Annotated in this window: 17 protein-coding genes; 3 read left to right on the plus strand and 14 right to left on the minus strand. The window is 61.5% G+C overall.

Translation table 11 applies throughout. The annotated features are described in order from the left end of the window. Positions 1-19: 19 nt before the first annotated feature. A complete protein-coding gene (locus E7681_RS08720; protein WP_136338879.1) occupies positions 20-523 on the minus strand; it encodes a putative pterin-binding protein in 504 nt (167 codons plus the stop codon). Positions 524-694: 171 nt separating this feature from the next. Here E7681_RS08720 and E7681_RS08725 point away from each other — a divergent pair, with 171 nt between their 5' ends. Further along, on the plus strand, positions 695-1,303 hold the full coding sequence (locus E7681_RS08725) for a response regulator (protein WP_136338880.1): 609 nt from the start codon (positions 695-697) through the stop codon (positions 1,301-1,303). On the opposite strand, the gene E7681_RS08730 is transcribed toward E7681_RS08725, so the two are convergent. The 4 genes from E7681_RS08730 to E7681_RS08745 are packed head-to-tail and all read right to left on the minus strand — an operon-like array spanning position 1,300 to position 4,655. Beyond that, positions 1,300-2,283: a glucokinase gene (locus tag E7681_RS08730; protein WP_136338881.1), complete on the minus strand. Its 984-nt coding sequence runs from the start codon at positions 2,281-2,283 to the stop codon at positions 1,300-1,302. The two genes, E7681_RS08725 and E7681_RS08730, sit on opposite strands and share 4 nt — an antisense overlap. A gap of 39 nt (positions 2,284-2,322) precedes the next feature. Beyond that, entirely contained in the window at positions 2,323-3,399 is a 1,077-nt protein-coding gene (locus E7681_RS08735) for a methyltetrahydrofolate cobalamin methyltransferase (RefSeq protein ID WP_136338882.1), read from the minus strand. A gap of 3 nt (positions 3,400-3,402) precedes the next feature. Continuing rightward, on the minus strand, positions 3,403-4,332 hold the full coding sequence (locus tag E7681_RS08740) for a methylenetetrahydrofolate reductase (protein WP_136338883.1): 930 nt from the start codon (positions 4,330-4,332) through the stop codon (positions 3,403-3,405). A 26-nt stretch (positions 4,333-4,358) separates the two neighbouring features. Then, positions 4,359-4,655, minus strand: a complete 297-nt coding sequence (locus E7681_RS08745) for a virulence factor (protein ID WP_136338884.1) — start codon at positions 4,653-4,655, stop codon at positions 4,359-4,361. A 240-nt stretch (positions 4,656-4,895) separates the two neighbouring features. Here E7681_RS08745 and E7681_RS08750 point away from each other — a divergent pair, with 240 nt between their 5' ends. Both E7681_RS08750 and E7681_RS08755 read left to right on the plus strand, forming a co-directional pair. Next, on the plus strand, positions 4,896-6,008 hold the full coding sequence (locus E7681_RS08750) for a Ppx/GppA phosphatase family protein (RefSeq protein WP_136338885.1): 1,113 nt from the start codon (positions 4,896-4,898) through the stop codon (positions 6,006-6,008). Then, the gene (locus tag E7681_RS08755) at positions 6,008-6,718 is read left to right on the plus strand and encodes an RlmE family RNA methyltransferase (RefSeq protein ID WP_136338886.1); all 711 of its coding nucleotides are present in this window, start codon (positions 6,008-6,010) and stop codon (positions 6,716-6,718) included. Before E7681_RS08750 ends, E7681_RS08755 begins: the two co-directional genes overlap by 1 nt. Positions 6,719-6,720: 2 nt before the next feature. Here the strand turns inward: E7681_RS08755 and E7681_RS08760 are convergent, their stop codons facing one another. The 9 genes from E7681_RS08760 to E7681_RS08800 all read right to left on the minus strand — a co-directional run bounded on the left by E7681_RS08760 (position 6,721) and on the right by E7681_RS08800 (position 16,953). Then, the gene (locus E7681_RS08760) at positions 6,721-6,921 is read right to left on the minus strand and encodes a hypothetical protein (protein WP_136338887.1); all 201 of its coding nucleotides are present in this window, start codon (positions 6,919-6,921) and stop codon (positions 6,721-6,723) included. Positions 6,922-7,010: 89 nt separating this feature from the next. Further along, positions 7,011-8,420 carry a 3'-5' exonuclease gene (locus tag E7681_RS08765; RefSeq protein WP_136338888.1) on the minus strand — a complete coding sequence of 470 codons (1,410 nt, stop codon included), beginning with the start codon at positions 8,418-8,420 and terminating at the stop codon, positions 7,011-7,013. A 2-nt stretch (positions 8,421-8,422) separates the two neighbouring features. Beyond that, positions 8,423-8,944 carry a hypothetical protein gene (locus tag E7681_RS08770; RefSeq protein ID WP_136338889.1) on the minus strand — a complete coding sequence of 174 codons (522 nt, stop codon included), beginning with the start codon at positions 8,942-8,944 and terminating at the stop codon, positions 8,423-8,425. A gap of 28 nt (positions 8,945-8,972) precedes the next feature. After that, positions 8,973-10,796: a DUF294 nucleotidyltransferase-like domain-containing protein gene (locus E7681_RS08775; protein ID WP_136338890.1), complete on the minus strand. Its 1,824-nt coding sequence runs from the start codon at positions 10,794-10,796 to the stop codon at positions 8,973-8,975. A 184-nt stretch (positions 10,797-10,980) separates the two neighbouring features. After that, positions 10,981-12,708, minus strand: coding sequence for a sodium:solute symporter family protein (locus tag E7681_RS08780; RefSeq protein WP_136338891.1), 1,728 nt, complete (start codon positions 12,706-12,708; stop codon positions 10,981-10,983). 6 nt (positions 12,709-12,714) lie between these two features. After that, a complete protein-coding gene (locus E7681_RS08785; protein ID WP_136338892.1) occupies positions 12,715-12,987 on the minus strand; it encodes a DUF4212 domain-containing protein in 273 nt (90 codons plus the stop codon). Positions 12,988-13,050: 63 nt separating this feature from the next. Next, a complete protein-coding gene (locus tag E7681_RS08790; protein ID WP_136338893.1) occupies positions 13,051-13,722 on the minus strand; it encodes an adenylate kinase in 672 nt (223 codons plus the stop codon). Positions 13,723-13,728: 6 nt separating this feature from the next. Then, positions 13,729-15,693, minus strand: a complete 1,965-nt coding sequence (acs, locus tag E7681_RS08795) for an acetate--CoA ligase (protein WP_168733181.1) — start codon at positions 15,691-15,693, stop codon at positions 13,729-13,731. Positions 15,694-16,065: 372 nt separating this feature from the next. Beyond that, on the minus strand, positions 16,066-16,953 hold the full coding sequence (locus tag E7681_RS08800; RefSeq protein ID WP_136338894.1) for a hypothetical protein: 888 nt from the start codon (positions 16,951-16,953) through the stop codon (positions 16,066-16,068). Positions 16,954-16,978: the final 25 nt, after the last annotated feature.

Here is a 16,978-nt window from a genome sequence, read left to right on the forward strand (position 1 = left end):
TGCGCTGTGTGCGGGCAGATTAGTGGTAAACCTCGATGCGGTCCATTTGCCAAATACTTTGGGCATAAATGGACTCGGTCTGGTATTTCGGGTCGCTGTCATAGGGGAACACCACCCACAGCGGGCCCTTGTCGCGCGGGCTCATCGGCTCTCCGTCGCGTTCATAGGCCACCAGCGGTCCGCCACGCTCCATCTCGTCGACCGGAAACTCCACGAGGTACTCGTTCAGCGCGCTCAGGTAGACCTCGCCCTCGGTGATCGACAGGAACGCCGCCAGATCGGCCAGCCAGACGCCTTTGAAGATGTGAGTGCCCTCGGTCCAGATGGTGGATGTCTCGAACTCTGCAGAAGGCATGGCTTGTAGCTCGTCCATGGTCATCGTGCGTTTGGACAAAACCGCTTTCGAGGCATCGAAATGCGTCACCTCAAGAACAACAAGGCTGTCTTCCTCTGCCTGCCCGCCGGAAACCGCCAGACCCAGAACCGCGCCCAGACATACCCCAAGGAGATTTCGCCGATTCATTGCTACCTTGGCCCTATTTTCAACCGTTTCACCTTTTTGGCGAGACGCTGGCATCTGGTCTATAGCCCTATGCCAATGGATAGGCTAAGCTTCCCTAATGACAACTTTGGCACACACCTCTTTTTCAGTCGCCAGCCCGAATGATTTTTCGGGTGGCCAGCACATAGACGAATGACCAGTATTTTAATTGCCGATGACCACGAGCTTGTCCGCGAAACCATAGCAACGTTTCTTCGCAATGCTGCGGGATTCGAGATCACGCAATGCGCCGATTTTTCCGGCGCGTTGGCCAAGATTACAGCCAATGGCCCGTATGACCTGGTTCTGGTAGATTACACCATGCCGGGCATGAGCCTGCCCGAGGGTATGAACGCCCTGATTGATGCCAACATGCCCAATCCGGTGGCCATGTTGTCCGGCACCGCGTCCGCCGATGTGGCCCGGCGTGTGCTGGAAAGCGGCGCACGCGGGTTCTTGCCAAAAACCATGGCACCCGAAACGCTTGTCAGCGCGGTACGGCACATTCTGGCAGGCGACACCTATACGCCCCGGCAGTTCCTAGAGGCCGATCCCGCGAACCCTGACGCCCCGCAACTGACCCCGCGCGAGCGGGACGTTCTGCGCGGCCTCTGCGACGGTAAATCGAACAAGGAAATCGCCCGCGATCTGGACCTGCAAGAGGTCACGATCAAGCTGCACGTCAAAACGCTCAGCCGTAAGCTGAACGCCCGCAACCGCACCCATGCCGCCATGCTGGGCCGCGACATGGACCTGATCTAGGACAGGTCCTGCCTGAGCCGCGTCGCGCAACCTCGCAGCGTCAGTTGCACTTGGGGGACGGCGTGGATCGGGATGGCACGGTGGATGGCCTCGTAGGGGCCCGGTCGATGGAACATGCTGGCAAAGCCTGTCTCGGTGAAATGGCGCGACAGTGCCAGACCGACGGACCCGGCGACGAAAACCCCGCCCATCGGCAAATGCACCAAGGCCAGATCCGCCACATATCGCGCCAGATAAGCTGCCTGTCGCCGAACCGCCGTTTCGGCTGTTTGATCCCCTTCGGCGCAAGCGGCAAAGACGTCCTCGGCCAATGCGCCGTCCGCGCCACCGAAAAACCGCCAGAGCCGGGCCAGGCCAGCCCCCGACAGCGCCGCCTCGACCGGGCAATGGCCCAATTCCTCTCGGATCATGGCGGCAATGGCGAAATCCGTGTCGTCGATCAGCGGCAAAGCCATGTGGCCGCTTTCCGAGGGCGGCACGAAGACCCGCCCACCATCGGCAAAAGCAACCGCCGCGTTAACCCCGGTCCCTACTGCGATGATCAACCGAGACGCTTCGGGGTCCGCATCCGCGCCCTCAACCAGAGTCTGCACATCCGCCCCCCCCAGTGAATGCAAGGCATAGCCCTGCGCCTGCAGGTCGTTCATCAGCGTGACAAGCCCCGCGCCCGTTGCCTGCGCGATCTGCGCAGCCTCCACGCGCCACGGGTAGTTGGTCAGACGCACCGCATCGCCTTGCACCGGCCCGGCAACGCCTAGGCACACCGCATGAACCTGCGCGTCCATTTCCTGCAAAAAGGCCAGAACGGCGGCCACAGGGCTATCGAACCCGTCGTTGCGATAGCTGCGCTGGCTGGCGTCCAGAACATGGCCATCGCGTGCGAGTGCGAAGCGGCTGTTCGTGCCGCCGATATCTCCGACAAGTGACAACATCGCCTGATCCTTCTGACCCTTGGCAATCAGGCTAATACGATGGCGCACAAAGAAAAAGGCCCCGCATTTGCGGGGCCGTTTCTGGGATCAACCGCGACGACGACGGCCACCGCCGCGACGTCCGCCTGCAGCCTCACCGGCCGCATCGGGGGCTTTGTTGAACTTGATCCACTCACCACCATGCGGGTCATTGTTGGTCAGCAGGTTGGCGGCGCGAATGGCCTCCATCTCTTTGCCCGGACGCGCCTTGGTCGAGCCCAGACCGAACAGGGTGACAAAGGTTTCGTCGTCCATATCCTCGGGCAGGAAGATGCCCGCGGCTTCGACGGCGGCTTTCTTCTCGGCGATCGCTTTCTGAGTCACCGGCAGCGCCACCGGGTTCATAATCGCGCTGGTCATGCCTGCGCCCATCGCCATCGGCAGGAAGGCGTTGTTGATGCCGTGACGGTTCGGCAGGCCAAAGCTGATGTTCGACGCGCCACAGGTCGTGTTCACACCCAGCTCTTCGCGCAGGCGACGGACCAGGGTGAACACCTGATGACCAGCGGTGGCCATCGCACCGATCGGCATCACCAGCGGGTCCACCACGATGTCATGCGCAGGGATGCCGAAATCGGCGGCGCGTTCCACGATCTTCTTGGCGACGGCGAAACGCACATCGGGGTCTTCGGAAATCCCGGTGTCGTCGTTCGAAATCGCCACGACCGGCACGTTGTATTTCTTGACCAGCGGCAGGACCAGCTCCAGACGCTCTTCTTCACCCGTCACCGAGTTCAGCAGCGGACGGCCTTCGGCGGCCATCAGGCCGGCCTCCAAAGCGCCGGGGACCGAGCTGTCGATGCACAGCGGCACGTCGACAATAGCCTGCACCCGCTCGATCAGTGCCTTCATCAGGCCCGGCTCGACAAAGTTGTTGTCAGCGTAGCGCGGATCCTCGGCCATCTTGTTCGAGAACACCGCGCCCGAGTTGATGTCCAGCACCGTAGCCCCGGCCAGAACCTGCGCCACCGCATCGGCCTCGACGGTCGAGAAATCGTCCATCTCAAGTTCGGCGGCCAGTTTCTTGCGGCCAGTCGGGTTGATCCGCTCGCCGATCACGCAGAAGGGCTGATCGAAACCGATGATCGAAGTCTTGGTCTTGGATTCAACGATGGTGCGGGTCATTTCTTATCCTTGCTGGTTGGCGGGCACAGCCGAGGCGCCGCCATTGTCGATGGCCCATTGGGCGTTGGTCTTGATCCCGCCCAGCGGGAAGAAGTGGACATTGGTGATGTTGAAATCGGGGTTGGCGGCCTTGTGGGCGGCCAGATCGGCGATCACATCGGTGGGTTCGTAGGGCAGCAGCAGCTTGCTGACATCCATCGCGCGTTTCTGCAAAACCTTCAGCGAGGGGCCGACGCCACAGGCGATCGCGAACTTGATCAGGGTCTGCAGCTTGGCCGGACCGGCGATACCGATATGGATCGGCAGCTCGATGCCCTCGGCAGTCAGACGGTTGGCCCAGTCGATGATCGGCTTGGCGTCAAAGCAGAATTGCGTGGCCAGCGCCATCTTGGCGTCGGTGCGGTTGGCGAACGCTTGTTTCCAGCGCAGCGCCTCCATCACCATGCGGTCAGAGCCGTCGGCGTCGATGTCCTTGTTGCCCTCGGGGTGGCCTGCAACGTGCAGACGGGTGAAGCCCGCCTTGTCGAACAGACCGGTTTCCAGCAGCTGCATCGAGGAGTGGAACTCGCCTGCGGGCTGAGCCACACCACCGGCCAGCAGCAGGCCCTGCTTGACGCCTGCTTCGCACTGGTAGCGGGTGATCCACTCTTCCAGCGTGGCTGCGTCCTTGATGATGCGCGCCGGGAAGTGCGGCATCACGTTGAAGCCTTCGTCGGTCAGACGCGCGGCGGTGGAAACCATGTCGTCGATATGGGTGCCGTCGATATGCGCGATGTAGACGCGGGTGCCCTCGGGCAGCAGGTCGCGGAAGTTTTCGACCTTCTCGGCGGTGCGCGGCATCACCTCGATCGAGTAATCCTTCAGGAACGCCTCGACCTGCGGGGCGGCGGGTTTCGCGACATCATCGCGACGTTTGAAGTTCAGCAAGCCCATGAAGGCCTCCCATATCGCAGCGGGGGTCATGCCCATCCGTCATTGGCTATCAGGGCCTTCAGCCGGTCCTGATCAAACTCGGCTTCCAGCCTTTCGGCTTCGGCCACGGCAATGTCCGAGGGCTCGCCCTCGACCGGATAAGGGTCTGCTTTGCGCCATTCGGCCAGGTAGGCGTCGGTATCGGACGCTCCTGTTTTCATGGCCGCGCGATCAATCGCCTGTTCGAACCGCTCGGAAAGTTGCTTCTTCGCGCCCCGACGGCCCTTGCCCACGATCACCTGTGCCGGAATATCCCGCCAGTAAACGATTGTGACCTCAGGCATTCGATTGATTCCCCTGTTTCCTGTGACCCATCTGTAATTCAGCCCGTTTGCGACACGAGGGCCGTTTTCGACAGAAAGATCACGCTCTGCGACGTCCCCCTTCTATCCTTTGGGGGCCGCGATAGGCCAGCGCCCGACATTGGAAAAATCCTAAACATCTTCATGAGCCGAACGCCGGTCCTTGCGCGGCGGGGCGGAGTTCACTACCTTGGGGGTAACTTGAAATGGAGGGCGTAAGTCATGGCGCCCAAGCGTCCCAAAGGTGCGGGCGCGTTCCCGAAACCGGTTGAGAGCCCCGCGCCCAATCCGCCTGATCCGGCCGAGCTGTATGCCGCGCTGGATCTGGGCACGAACAGTTGCCGCATGTTGATTGCCCAACCCAAGGGCAGTCAGTTTCATGTGGTCGACAGCTTCTCGAAATCCGTGCAACTTGGCGCGGGTCTGGAAAGCACGGGCAAGCTTAGCCGTGCCTCGATGGGTCGCACCATTCAGGCGCTGCGGATTTGCCAGCAAAAGCTCAAGCGTCACAAAGTGCAGCGTATGCGCCTGGTGGCGACCGAAGCCTGCCGTCGTGCCACCAATGCCGCCGACTTTATCAAAAAGGTCCGCCGCGAAACCGGTCTGCAGCTAGAGATCATCCAGCCCGAGGAAGAGGCCCGGCTGGCCGTTATCTCTTGCGCGCCGCTGGTCAGTACGCGGACAGAGCAGCTGCTGGTGGTCGATATCGGCGGCGGCTCGACCGAGCTGGTGTGGATCGACCTCAGCTCGGTTCCCCGTCGTGACCGCCCCCGCGCGATCATGAGACTGCACGCTGGTTTCCACCCGCAAAACAGCCCCTTCCCCGCCGCCAAGGTGGTGGACTGGATCAGCGTCCCGCTGGGCGTGGCAACGCTGCGCGATCAGTTCAACGATGTCGAAGACGATGCCGCCCGTTTTGCCCTGATGAGCTGGTTCTTTGAGGAGAACCTTGCCGAATTCACCCCCTACGCCAATGAACAGGCGCGCGCGGGCTTCCAGATCGTCGGCACCAGTGGAACGGTGACGACCGTCGCCGCCTCGCATCTGGGGCTAAAGCGGTATGACCGAACCAAGGTCGACGGGTTGCGCATGACCTCGGACCAGATAGACAAGGTGATCCGCTCGTATCTGGACCTCGGCCCGACCGGCCGGCGCAGCGATCCGCGCATCGGACAGGACCGCCATGCGTTGATCATGTCTGGCGCTGCGATCCTTCAGGCGCTATTGCGCTGCTGGCCCACCGATAGGCTATCGGTCGCAGACCGCGGCCTGCGCGAAGGGCTGCTTTACGCCCAGATGACGGCGGACGGCGTACTGGAAGACGGACCATTCTGATGACCGAGAAAAAGAAAAACACATCCGGGCGCGGTCAGCGCGATCTGAAAGTCAAGGTAAAGACCGCCCGTGGGCGCTCGCTCAGCTCGACCCGCTGGTTGCAGCGGCAGTTGAACGACCCCTATGTGAAACAAGCCAAGATCGACGGCTATCGTGGTCGCGCGGCCTACAAGATTCTTGAACTGGACGATAAGTTCCGCTTCCTCGTTCCCGGCGCGCGCGTCGTGGATTTGGGCTGTGCGCCGGGCGGATGGTGTCAGGTCGCGGTCAAACGTGTGAATGCCCTGGGCGAGAAGTCCGGAAAGCGCATCGGCACCGTGCTGGGCGTGGACCTGCAAGAGGTCGAGCCGATCGCCGGTGCGGAAACTCACCAGCTGGATTTCATGTCCGATGACGCCGACGAACAGGTCAAGGCCTGGCTGGGCGGCAAAGCTGACGTGGTGATGTCCGACATGGCAGCGGCATCCTCGGGGCACAAACAGACCGACCACCTGCGCATCATCGCCCTGTGCGAGGCCGCAGCGTATCTGGCCTTCGATGTGCTGGAGGACGGTGGCACTTTCGTCGCCAAGGTTCTGGCCGGCGGCGCCGAGGGCGACCTGCAAAAGCTGCTGAAGCAGAAATTCGCGAAGGTCGTGAACGTGAAACCGCCCGCGTCACGCTCGGACAGTTCCGAGAAATTCGTGATCGCCACCGGATTCCGCGGCTGATCTTACAAGTAGCCGCCCCCGCCCTGATGGAGCGACGCGTCCGCTGCCGCCAGAAACGCCGCCTCGGCCACACCGTCCACCGGACGCGCCTTGCGCCCGACGCGGCTGGTCGCGATCAGGTTCTGCTGTCGCAACAGCTCGAACAGGCGAGCATGTTTTTCTAGGCTGTCGCGCACATGTTTGGGCGGGTCATTGCGGGCCATCGCGGTCTCCGGACGTGAAAAGGGCACCCACGCAGGGTGCCCCTTGATTGCGGCGCAAATGGCCCCTGTCCGGGGTAATCTGATGGCGCTCAGTTCAGATCTTCCAGCAAACGCCCGTGTTTACGGGTTTCCTTCAGCATGTCGCCAAAGGTGATGATCCCGCGCGCTTCGAGCATGGGCAGCATCTTACACAACACCTCGGCCGTTGCGTAGGCGTCGCCCATGGCGGTGTGGCGCAGGTGATCAGGGATCACGATCCCCAGCCGTTCGCACAGCGCATCCAGCGTATGGGTCTGGCTGGCCCCGAACAGCACCGCCGAAACCAGAACCGTATCCAGAACCGGGTGCTTCCACTCCAACCCCAGCCGTTTGCCGTGGCGATGCATGAACGCCATGTCGAACGGCGCGTTATGCGCCACGATGACCGAGCCCTTGGCGAATTTGTGGAAGCTCGGTACTGCCTTGTCCGGTGAGGGCGCGCCACGCACCATCGCATCGCTGATCCCGTGCACCTTGGTCGAGGCCGGCGGGATCGGCATGCCCGGATTCACCAGCATGTCGATATTCTCGCCCGAGACGATCTTGCCCCGCACGACACGCACGGCACCGATCTGGACGATCTCGTCCTTGTGCGGCAACAGCCCGGTGGTTTCGGTGTCAAACACCGCATAGGTTAGCTCGCGCAGCGGTGTTTCATCCGCCGCAGTGCCTGCCTTTTGCACCAGCAGATCGAAATCATAGATCAGTGGGCGCGCGGCATCGGGGTCGATATGCGCCTCGGCCCCGTCGATGATCAGCACATAGCCCGAGCCTTGCTCCAACGGTTTCATCCGCAGGCTATAGGTCTGTTCGTTTTCCGCACCGTCCGCAATGAATGACACCTCGCGCCCGGTTTTGCCGACCTGTTTCCAGGCGGCCTCGACCGCGCCTTGATCGAAATAATCAAAGATCGGTGCATTCAGACGCGGCGTGTGGATCTGCGCCAGAACGCCCGCCGCCTGCCCGTCATACAACACGATCTGGTGGTGCGGATTCACCAGAACGGTCGCCACAGGGATCTCGGTCAGCAGGGCAGTCAGACGATCCCGTTCAGCGGTCAGGCGTTCGGTCTCAGCCGCGATGGCGCTGGCCGTGTGCATGGTCGAGGCGGACAGCTGTTGCGACATCGCCTGTGCGGCAGGCGCCAGATCGCCAAGGTATTTCGCCGTCTCGGCATCGACGCCACCATGCGCCCCCGCATGGGCCCGCGCACGCAACCCGGCGGCCAGCCGCTCGATCGGTTTGGCGACGTTTTCGTCGAACAGGAACCAGATCCCGGCGGTCATCCCCACCAGACCGAACCCACCAATCGTCGCCGCCTGAACGAATCCCGAGGTCACATCCCCTGTCGAGGCCTTAAGATACCCGACATAAAGCGCCACGAAAAACAGCGCGGCGCCGCCCAATCCAATCAACACGAAGAACAGGAAAATCCGGATTCGCAGACTTAAATGGGTCATCTTTACGCTCCTCCACAAACAAGCCCCATCAATTTGTCACCCGAGGCCACGGGGTGCCACACGGCGTTCTCCAGCTCTCCCTGCGCCGAGATTTTGGGTTCTGCGGGCAGCTGCGACTGGCGGCTTTGCGCGCAATCGAACACTACCGACAGAACCTGAACCTGCTGCCAGCGGCTAAAGAACAGAAGATCGGCCACGGTCAGCGACGGCACCTCCTCCATCGCGTGGACCGAGTCGCGATCCAGCGCCATGAAGCGATGAACGAATGGCCTCACATAGGTCCAGGGGCGAAAGAATGCCTTGTTTTCAACGGTCTGAATAACGACCACGCGTTCGGGCATGACCGAGGTCGTGCGCCCGTACCAGCCGTATTCGCTGGAAATCGTTGCCGCGATCATCGCGCATCCAGCGGCGGCCGGGATCAGCCATTTCGGCAGGCGCCGCCCCAACAGGCGGTTCACCAACAGCATCAGACCACCGCCCGCAGCGCCCGCGATCACGGTCGCAACCAGTTCAAACAGCATTCAATTCCTCCCTTTGTGTCGTGGGGGTTTATCCCACGACACCCTTTCCGTGTCCGACCGCAGATTGCAACGATTTCACCACCACGAAGGCGTTGCGCAGGTGGCTGCGCTCGAAATCGGACAGTTCGGCCAATTCAAGATAGTTGTCGGGGGCCTCGCCCCGTTTCACCTGCCGCGACTGGTGCAGCAGGCGGGTTTCCGCAATCAGATCATAGGCATCCAGCAAATCCCGCGCGCCAGATGCGCTGAGCACCCCAGCCGTTGCCGCCTCTTCCAGACGGGCGCGTGTGTTGACGGCGGTCAGTTTGCCTTGCAGTGCATAAACGCGGCCCAGATCAACCACAGGCACCACGCCGTTGTGTTTCAGATCCAGCGTGTTTTTATGCTCTCCCGAGCGAATGGTCGCAAAACCGCGCAGCAAACCCAACGGCGGCGTATGCTTCAGCGAATTGCCAATCATATGCGCCACGAAGATCGAGTTCGCATTGGCCGCTTTCAGCGTATCCTCCTGCAGATCCTCGAACAGCGACCTGGTGCCGCCGATGGGCCGCAGGTCGAACATGACCGAGGCCAACATCTGCGCCATCGGGTCGGGCTTGCGGATCCAGCCGCTGAAATACTCTTTCCAGACGCGCACGGGTTGGCACCATTTCGGGTTGGTCGCCATCATGTCGCCGGGGCAATAGACATAGCCGCAATCGTTCAGCCCATCACAGACGAAATTCGCCAGATCGGTGAAATAGGCCATGTCGGCCTCGGTCACCGCATCGTCAAGGAACAGGCAGTTGTCCTGATCGCTGACGCCGGTCTGTTCCTGCCGCCCTTGGCTGCCGCAGGCCAGCCACAGATACGGCACCGGCGGTTTGCCCAGCTTTTCCTCGGCCAGAGCCAGCAGGCGACGGGTCGCGGTATCCGCGATGTCGGTGATCAGCCGGGTGACAACCTCGTGCCGGTTGCCGCCGGCGACCAGTTGCACCAGCAGTTGCGGAATGCGCGCCGTCACCGCTGCCATTTGCGCGGCGGACTGAGCATGGGCAATCTCGGACACAAGCTCGGCCGAGGACACGGCCTGATACCGCGTCAAGTCGGTCTGCGTGACGATGCCAACCAGTTGCCCACCTTCGCAAATCGGGATGTGGCCGATGCGTCGCTCCATCATCGCGTGCAGCACGTCCGAGCCGATGGCCGACGGGGACAGCGTCAGGGGATCGCGGGTCATGATCGCACTGATGGGCGTGCTGAGCGGCATCGCTTCGGCCAAGGCTTTGCCGGACAGATCACGCACGGTGACGATCCCCGCCAGGCTGTCGGCCTCGATCACACAAAGCGAGGAAATCCGGTGGTCACGCATCAGCCGCGCCGCATCCTGCACCGTGGCTTCGGGGGCGCAGGTCATCGGATTGCGCGCCATCAACGTGTCCACCCGGCTGGTCGCCAGGTCGTTCTGCTTGGGTTTCGTTGCCCGCGAACGATCAAAGAACCGCCGGGCGGGTTCATGGCTGGCCAGCAACGCCGCGAAATCGGCGGCGGGCAACAGCAGCAAGGTAGTGTCTTCAGTCGCCGTCGCGGATGTCACAGCGATCCCGTCGCGGGTCAGACCGCGTTCGCCAAAGCTGTTCCGCACACCCAGCAACGATACCGGAACATCGTTGCCATCGCGGACTTCGATCTGGCCGTGGTGGATCAGGTACAGCCCTTCCAACTGATCACCAAAGCGGTAAACGGTGTCTCCGGCAACGATCTCGCGGATCTGGAACTTCTCGGCCAAGGCCGACAACTGATCGGCGGACAGAGAGTCGTACGGATGGACCGAGGTCAGAAAACGCAGAAAATCGGGAAGGCGCGAGGGCATGAATGGCTCCTGTAGGCACTGAAATCGTGCGAAGGTTATCCCGATCATAGCCTGCCGCGATTTGATCCACCTCAGACGGGACCAAGGATCCGGCAGGAAAAAGAAATCCCGCCCGAATTACCCCGGGCGGGATCGTGTTCACGGCAGGGGCACAGCCGCGATGGCCTGCCCCTGCCCCAAGACCTTAGTGATCGACTGCACCACCGGCGCCACGGGGCACGCGGACGCTTTCGACCAGGGCTTTGATCTCTTCCGGGGTGTCCTCGGTCGCGTTCGACACGACATAGGCAACCACGAAGTTGACCAGAGCACCAACCGCACCGAACGAGGTCGACTTGATCGGGCCCAGCAGCGGGTCAGCATCGTCGAAGCTGTTGGTGCCGGGAACGAAGAACCAGCCCTTGTGCAGGAAGATGTAGACCAGGGTCACGATCAGGCCCGACAGCATGCCAGCAACGGCGCCCTTGTTGTTGATGCGCTTCGAGAAGATGCCCATCATCAGTGCCGGGAAGATCGAGGCTGCGGCCAGACCGAAGGCCAGAGCCACGGTTTGTGCTGCGAAGCCCGGGGGGTTCAGACCCAGCCAGGTTGCGATCAGGATCGACACCAGCATCGAGATACGGGCTGCCAGCAGCTCGTTCTTTTCGGAAATGCCGGGGTTGATGATACCCTTGATCAAGTCGTGCGACACAGCAGACGAGATTGCCATCAGCAGGCCCGCTGCGGTCGACAGTGCTGCTGCCAGACCACCGGCAACCACCAGAGCGATAACCCACGACGGCAGGTTTGCGATCTCGGGGTTGGCCAGAACCATGATGTCACGGTCCAGCTTGACCACTTCGTTGGCTTCGCCGTTTGCCGAGTAGGTGATGTGGCCATCGTTGTTCTTGTCTTCGATTGCCAGCAGACCGGTGCGTTCCCAGTTCAGCATCCAGCCCGGCTGTTCGTCGATCTTCAGGGACTCGCCCTGCAGGCCGTTCGGGTAGATGGTGTTGATGAAGTTCAGACGCGCCATTGCACCAACAGCCGGAGCGGTCAGGTACAGCAGGGCGATGAAGACCAGCGCCCAACCGGCCGACCAACGTGCGTCAGACACGCGGGGAACGGTGAAGAAACGCACGATAACGTGGGGCAGACCCGCGGTACCGATCATCAGCGACAGGGTGAACAGGAACATGTTGAAGGTCGAACCCGACTGCGCGGTGTACGACTTGAAGCCCAGATCCTGGACGACCTGGTTCAGCTGTTCCAGCAGCGGTGCACCGCTGTTGGTGTCCGAGAACAGGCCCAGTGCGGGGATCGGGTTGCCGGTCAGCTGCAGCGAGATGAAGATCGCAGGAATGGTGTACGCGGTGATCAGAACGACATACTGAGCCACCTGGGTGTAGGTGATGCCCTTCATGCCGCCCAGAACGGCGTACATTGCCACGATTGCAGCGCCCAGCCACAGACCGCCCGAATACGACATGTTCAGGAAGCCCGAGAAGGCAACGCCCACGCCCTTCATCTGGCCGATCACGTAGGTCACCGAAGCGACGATCAGGCAGATAACGGCAACGGTACGTGCAGTCTGCGAGTAGAAACGGTCGCCGATGAACTCGGGGACGGTGAACTTGCCGAACTTACGCAGGTAAGGTGCCAGCAGCATGGCCAGCAGCACGTAACCACCGGTCCAACCCATCAGGTAGGCCGAGGTTTCGTAGCCGCCGAATGCGATGATCCCTGCCATCGACAGGAACGACGCAGCCGACATCCAGTCAGCGCCGGTGGCCATACCGTTCAGAATGGGGTGAACGCCGCGACCTGCAGCGTAGAACTCGCTGGTCGAGCCGGCACGGGCCCACAGCGCGATCCCGATGTAGAGCGCGAAAGTCACGCCCACAAAAATCAGGTTAAGGGTAAACTGATCCATCTGCGCTTACTCCTCTTCCACGCCGTACTGACGGTCCAGATTGTTCATCCGCCAAGCATAGACGAAGATCAGGATCAGGAACGTGATGATGCTGCCCTGCTGGGCAAACCAGAAGCCCAGGTCAGTGCCGCCAATTTTGATGCCTTCCAGCATCGGCCGCAGCAGAATGCCGAAACCGAAAGAACAGACAGCCCAGATCACCAGGATGACTGCAATGGTGCGCACGTTCGCAGCCCAATAGGCCTTGTCCGACTCACTTGTAGTGTTTTGATCCGCCATGACGCGGGTCCTCCTCTTCCTCCTGAGCCCCGCCGAGATGAGAGGCGGCGGGGCGGTAAAAACTTACGACATCGCCTTGGTGACGATTGCCGCAAGCCCGTCTGCAATCGCATCGATCTCGCCCATGGCATCGATGTGCTGCAATACTCCCTTGTCGCCGTAATAGGCGATCAGCGGGGCGGTCTGCGCGTGATAGGCCTCCAGGCGGCTGGCCACCGTTTCAGCGTTATCATCGGCGCGGCGCTTGAACTCGGTTCCGCCGCACTTGTCGCACACCCCATCCTGCGCCGGCGTCTTGAAGGTATCGTGATAGCCTTCGCCGCACTTGCCGCAGGTGTAGCGACCCGAGATCCGGGTCACCATCGCCGCATCATCCACATCCAGGCTGATGGCGGCGTTGATCTTCTGGCCACTTTCGGCCAGCAGTTTGTCCAGGGCCTGAGCCTGCACCGTGGTGCGCGGGAAACCGTCCAGGATGACGCCCTTGGCGACATCCGGTTCGGCCAGACGATCACGCAGGATGGCGATGACGATGTCATCGCTCACCAGATCGCCCGCTTCCATCACGGCCTTGGCAGCCTTGCCGGCCTCGGTGCCCGCGGCGACTGCTGCGCGCAGCAGATCGCCGGTGGACAGTTGCACCAGCCCGAATTTCTCTTCGAGAACACGGGCTTGCGTGCCCTTCCCGGCGCCCGGAGGCCCGAGAAGGATCAGAACTGCGGGGGTATCAGCCATATCGCCTCAGCCCCGGTTCATGCGGTTTTCGATCAGCTCGTCCACGACCGAGGGATCGGCCAGGGTCGAGATATCGCCCAGCGAGCCGAAATCGTTCTCGGCGATCTTGCGCAGGATGCGGCGCATGATCTTGCCCGAACGGGTCTTCGGCAGGCCCGGTGCCCACTGGATCAGATCCGGCTTGGCGATCGGCCCGATCTCGGTACGAACCCAAACTTCCAGCTCCTTGCGCAGCGCGTCGGTGGGTTCGACATCGTTCATCAGGGTGACGTAGCAGTAGATGCCCTGCCCCTTCAGATCGTGCGGATAGCCCACAACGGCGGCCTCGGCGACCTTGGCATGTGCGACCAGGGCGCTTTCGACTTCGGCGGTGCCCATGCGGTGGCCCGACACGTTGATAACGTCGTCCACGCGGCCGGTGATCCAGTAGTAGCCATCCTTGTCACGGCGGCAGCCGTCACCGGTGAAGTAGTAGCCTTTGAAGTCCGAGAAGTAGGTCTGCATGAACCGCTCGTGGTCACCGTAAACGGTGCGCATCTGGCCCGGCCAGCTGTCCTTGATGGCCAGCACGCCTTCGGCTGCGGTTTCGTCGATTTCCTTGCCGGTGGTGCTGTCCAGCAGGACCGGCTGCACGCCAAAGAACGGCGTGGTGGCCGAGCCGGGCTTGAGCGCGGTGGCGCCGGGCAGCGGGGTCAGCATGTGGCCACCGGTTTCGGTCTGCCACCAGGTGTCGACGATCGGGCATTTGCCCTTGCCGACAACCTCGTTGTACCAGTTCCAGGCTTCGGGGTTGATCGGTTCACCCACCGAACCCAGCACCTTGATCGAGGACAGGTCGTACTTGGTGACGAAATCCTTGCCCTGGCCCATCAGCGAACGGATCGCGGTCGGCGCGGTGTAGAACTGGTTGACCTTGTGCTTTTCGCAGACAGCCCAGAAACGGCCAGCATCCGGGTAGGTCGGCACGCCTTCGAACATCAGCGTGGTGCCGCCATTGGCCAGCGGCCCATAGACGATGTAGCTGTGGCCGGTGACCCAACCCACGTCAGCGGTACACCAGTAAACGTCACCTTCATGGTAGTCGAAGGTGTACTGGTGGGTCATCGAGGCATAGACCAGATAGCCACCCGAGCTGTGCACGACGCCCTTCGGCTTGCCGGTCGAACCCGAGGTGTACAGGACGAACAGCGGATCTTCGGCGTTCATCGGACGGCAGGGGCAATCGGGGCTTGCATGCTCCATCAGGTATTTGACGTCAACGTCGCGGCCCTGAACCCAAGTGGTCTGGTCGCCGGTGTGTTTCACGACCAGGCAGCGCACCTTGTCCGAGCAGTGCAGCAGTGCGGCGTCGCAGTTCGACTTCAGCGCAGTGCGGCGGCCGCCACGGGGGGCGGTGTCGGCGGTGATCACGACCTTGGCGCCCGAGTCGTTGATACGGTTCGCCAGCGCGTCCGGCGAGAAGCCCGCGAACACGATCGAGTGGACAGCGCCGATACGCGCGCATGCCAGCATCGCATAGGCGGCTTCGGGGATCATCGGCAGATAGATGACGACGCGGTCACCGCGCATCACGCCCTGGCTCAGCAGGACGTTGGCCATGCGGTTCACCTTGTCCGACAGTTCGTTATAGGTGATGTACTGCGCGGGGGTGTCGGGGCTATCGGGCTCGAAAATGATGGCGGTCTGATCGCCGCGGGTCGCCAGGTGACGGTCGATGCAGTTATACGCAACGTTCAGGACACCATCTTCGTACCACTTGATGTCCACCTTGCCGTATTCGAACGTGGTGTTCTTCACCTTCGAATAGGGCTGCATCCAGTCCAGACGCTTGCCGTGCTCACCCCAGAACGCTTCGGGGTCATTGACCGACGCGGCGTACATCTCTTGGTATTTCGCGGCATCGACATGTGCCTTGGCGGCAAAGTCAGCCGGAACGGGGTAGATCGGTTCGGACGTAGTTTCAGCAGTCACAGCAAGGTTCCTCCCTTGGGTCTTTGAAAACGGGACCGGCAAAATCTTGCCGGCGAAAATGAAATTATCCGCGCTCTGTCACAATCATAATGAAAAATGAAAACAAAGAAATAAGTATGCGAAAAAACAGCATTTCTTTGTAAAATGCTGTCATCTTTTGTACGCCCCTTGTAAAATTCCCGTCGTGACGTCACGTAACCAATTTGAAAACAACACTAAATTGTGAAAACGAGTGAAAAGCCATGGGGGGCTCAAACGCACAAATCTTTCGCGTCCGATCTGCAGACTCAGACAAAGGTCCAGCGCGACAGATTGGCACGGTATGCAAATGCATACCGCCGCACTCGCTCCCCGCGCCCAAGGGCGAGTCGGTTAGAGTCGGGACCGTAAAGATTGGGGAATGACGACGCGGCGCGGCTCCTTGGCCATCTGCGAATGGTCCACCACGACCTTCTTGCCATCCGTCCGCACGGCGGCCTGAAGAAGCCGGGCACATTCGGCAAAACCTTGCTCGACCGGCACCTCGGTGGCGCGAGCGAAATGGCCAAATTCCTTCTCGCGGATCATGGCGGGGTCGGACCAGTTGATCCAGAACCGCTTGCCCACATCCGCGGGCTGCCCTGACTGCGCGTTGTGGGCCTTGGACTGCGCGACGATCTCTTGCCGTTCGGCCATGCGTTGCGCGTAGTCGGGCGTGACGTAGTGCAGGTGGAACAGCAGCAACTCTGGGTCGATGGTAAAGCGGCCGCGCACCAGGCCATGCCCGCCGATCGTGTACACGACCCGAGACCGCACGATGCACGGCTTGGTGTATTTCGCGCTCAGGATCGCCTGCGGATGCGCGTTTAGCACCCCCTGCGACAGGTCAACCTCCCCCTCGGATGGGATCAGGTTCAGCCCGACCGGCGACAACGCGATGGTGTCGGCCTGACTGGCCTCCAGATGCTCTTGCAGGCTGCCCTGCCCCGTGTAGACGATCAACTCGTCCACATCGGTGCAGACCACCCGGTCATAGAACGCCAACAAGCCGTTGGTCACACCGCCCAGCAGATCCCAGCGCCGTCTGTCCAGATCAATCGTCAGTTCCTCGCGCGGGATGTGGATGACGTTGCAGCCAGCGGCGATCTCATCAATCCGCGGGTCGCCACCGTGGTTCAGAACGTACAGCGCGCGCTTGTCCACGTATTGCGCGTTGTGGGTCACCCACTTTTCCAGAAGCCAGTAGTCGCGCCAGACCATCGTGACGAATGCCAGCTTCATGTGGTGCCTCCTTCTGCCAAACCCG

It is taken from the genome of Thalassobius vesicularis, assembly GCF_004799325.1.
In the GTDB taxonomy this organism is placed as follows: Bacteria; Pseudomonadota; Alphaproteobacteria; order Rhodobacterales; family Rhodobacteraceae; genus Thalassobius; species Thalassobius vesicularis.

Excerpts from the sequence above, each read along its gene's own strand:
- E7681_RS08720 (WP_136338879.1), bottom strand. The coding sequence starts at position 523 with ATGAATCGGCGAAATCTCCTTGGGGTATGTCTGGGCGCGGTTCTGGGT.
- E7681_RS08725 (WP_136338880.1), top strand. The coding sequence starts at position 695 with ATGACCAGTATTTTAATTGCCGATGACCACGAGCTTGTCCGCGAAACC.
- E7681_RS08735 (WP_136338882.1), bottom strand. The coding sequence starts at position 3,399 with ATGACCCGCACCATCGTTGAATCCAAGACCAAGACTTCGATCATCGGT.
- E7681_RS08740 (WP_136338883.1), bottom strand. The coding sequence starts at position 4,332 with ATGGGCTTGCTGAACTTCAAACGTCGCGATGATGTCGCGAAACCCGCC.
- E7681_RS08745 (WP_136338884.1), bottom strand. The coding sequence starts at position 4,655 with ATGCCTGAGGTCACAATCGTTTACTGGCGGGATATTCCGGCACAGGTG.
- E7681_RS08750 (WP_136338885.1), top strand. The coding sequence starts at position 4,896 with ATGGCGCCCAAGCGTCCCAAAGGTGCGGGCGCGTTCCCGAAACCGGTT.
- E7681_RS08755 (WP_136338886.1), top strand. The coding sequence starts at position 6,008 with ATGACCGAGAAAAAGAAAAACACATCCGGGCGCGGTCAGCGCGATCTG.
- E7681_RS08760 (WP_136338887.1), bottom strand. The coding sequence starts at position 6,921 with ATGGCCCGCAATGACCCGCCCAAACATGTGCGCGACAGCCTAGAAAAA.
- E7681_RS08765 (WP_136338888.1), bottom strand. The coding sequence starts at position 8,420 with ATGACCCATTTAAGTCTGCGAATCCGGATTTTCCTGTTCTTCGTGTTG.
- E7681_RS08770 (WP_136338889.1), bottom strand. The coding sequence starts at position 8,944 with ATGCTGTTTGAACTGGTTGCGACCGTGATCGCGGGCGCTGCGGGCGGT.
- E7681_RS08775 (WP_136338890.1), bottom strand. The coding sequence starts at position 10,796 with ATGCCCTCGCGCCTTCCCGATTTTCTGCGTTTTCTGACCTCGGTCCAT.
- E7681_RS08780 (WP_136338891.1), bottom strand. The coding sequence starts at position 12,708 with ATGGATCAGTTTACCCTTAACCTGATTTTTGTGGGCGTGACTTTCGCG.
- E7681_RS08785 (WP_136338892.1), bottom strand. The coding sequence starts at position 12,987 with ATGGCGGATCAAAACACTACAAGTGAGTCGGACAAGGCCTATTGGGCT.
- E7681_RS08790 (WP_136338893.1), bottom strand. The coding sequence starts at position 13,722 with ATGGCTGATACCCCCGCAGTTCTGATCCTTCTCGGGCCTCCGGGCGCC.
- E7681_RS08800 (WP_136338894.1), bottom strand. The coding sequence starts at position 16,953 with ATGAAGCTGGCATTCGTCACGATGGTCTGGCGCGACTACTGGCTTCTG.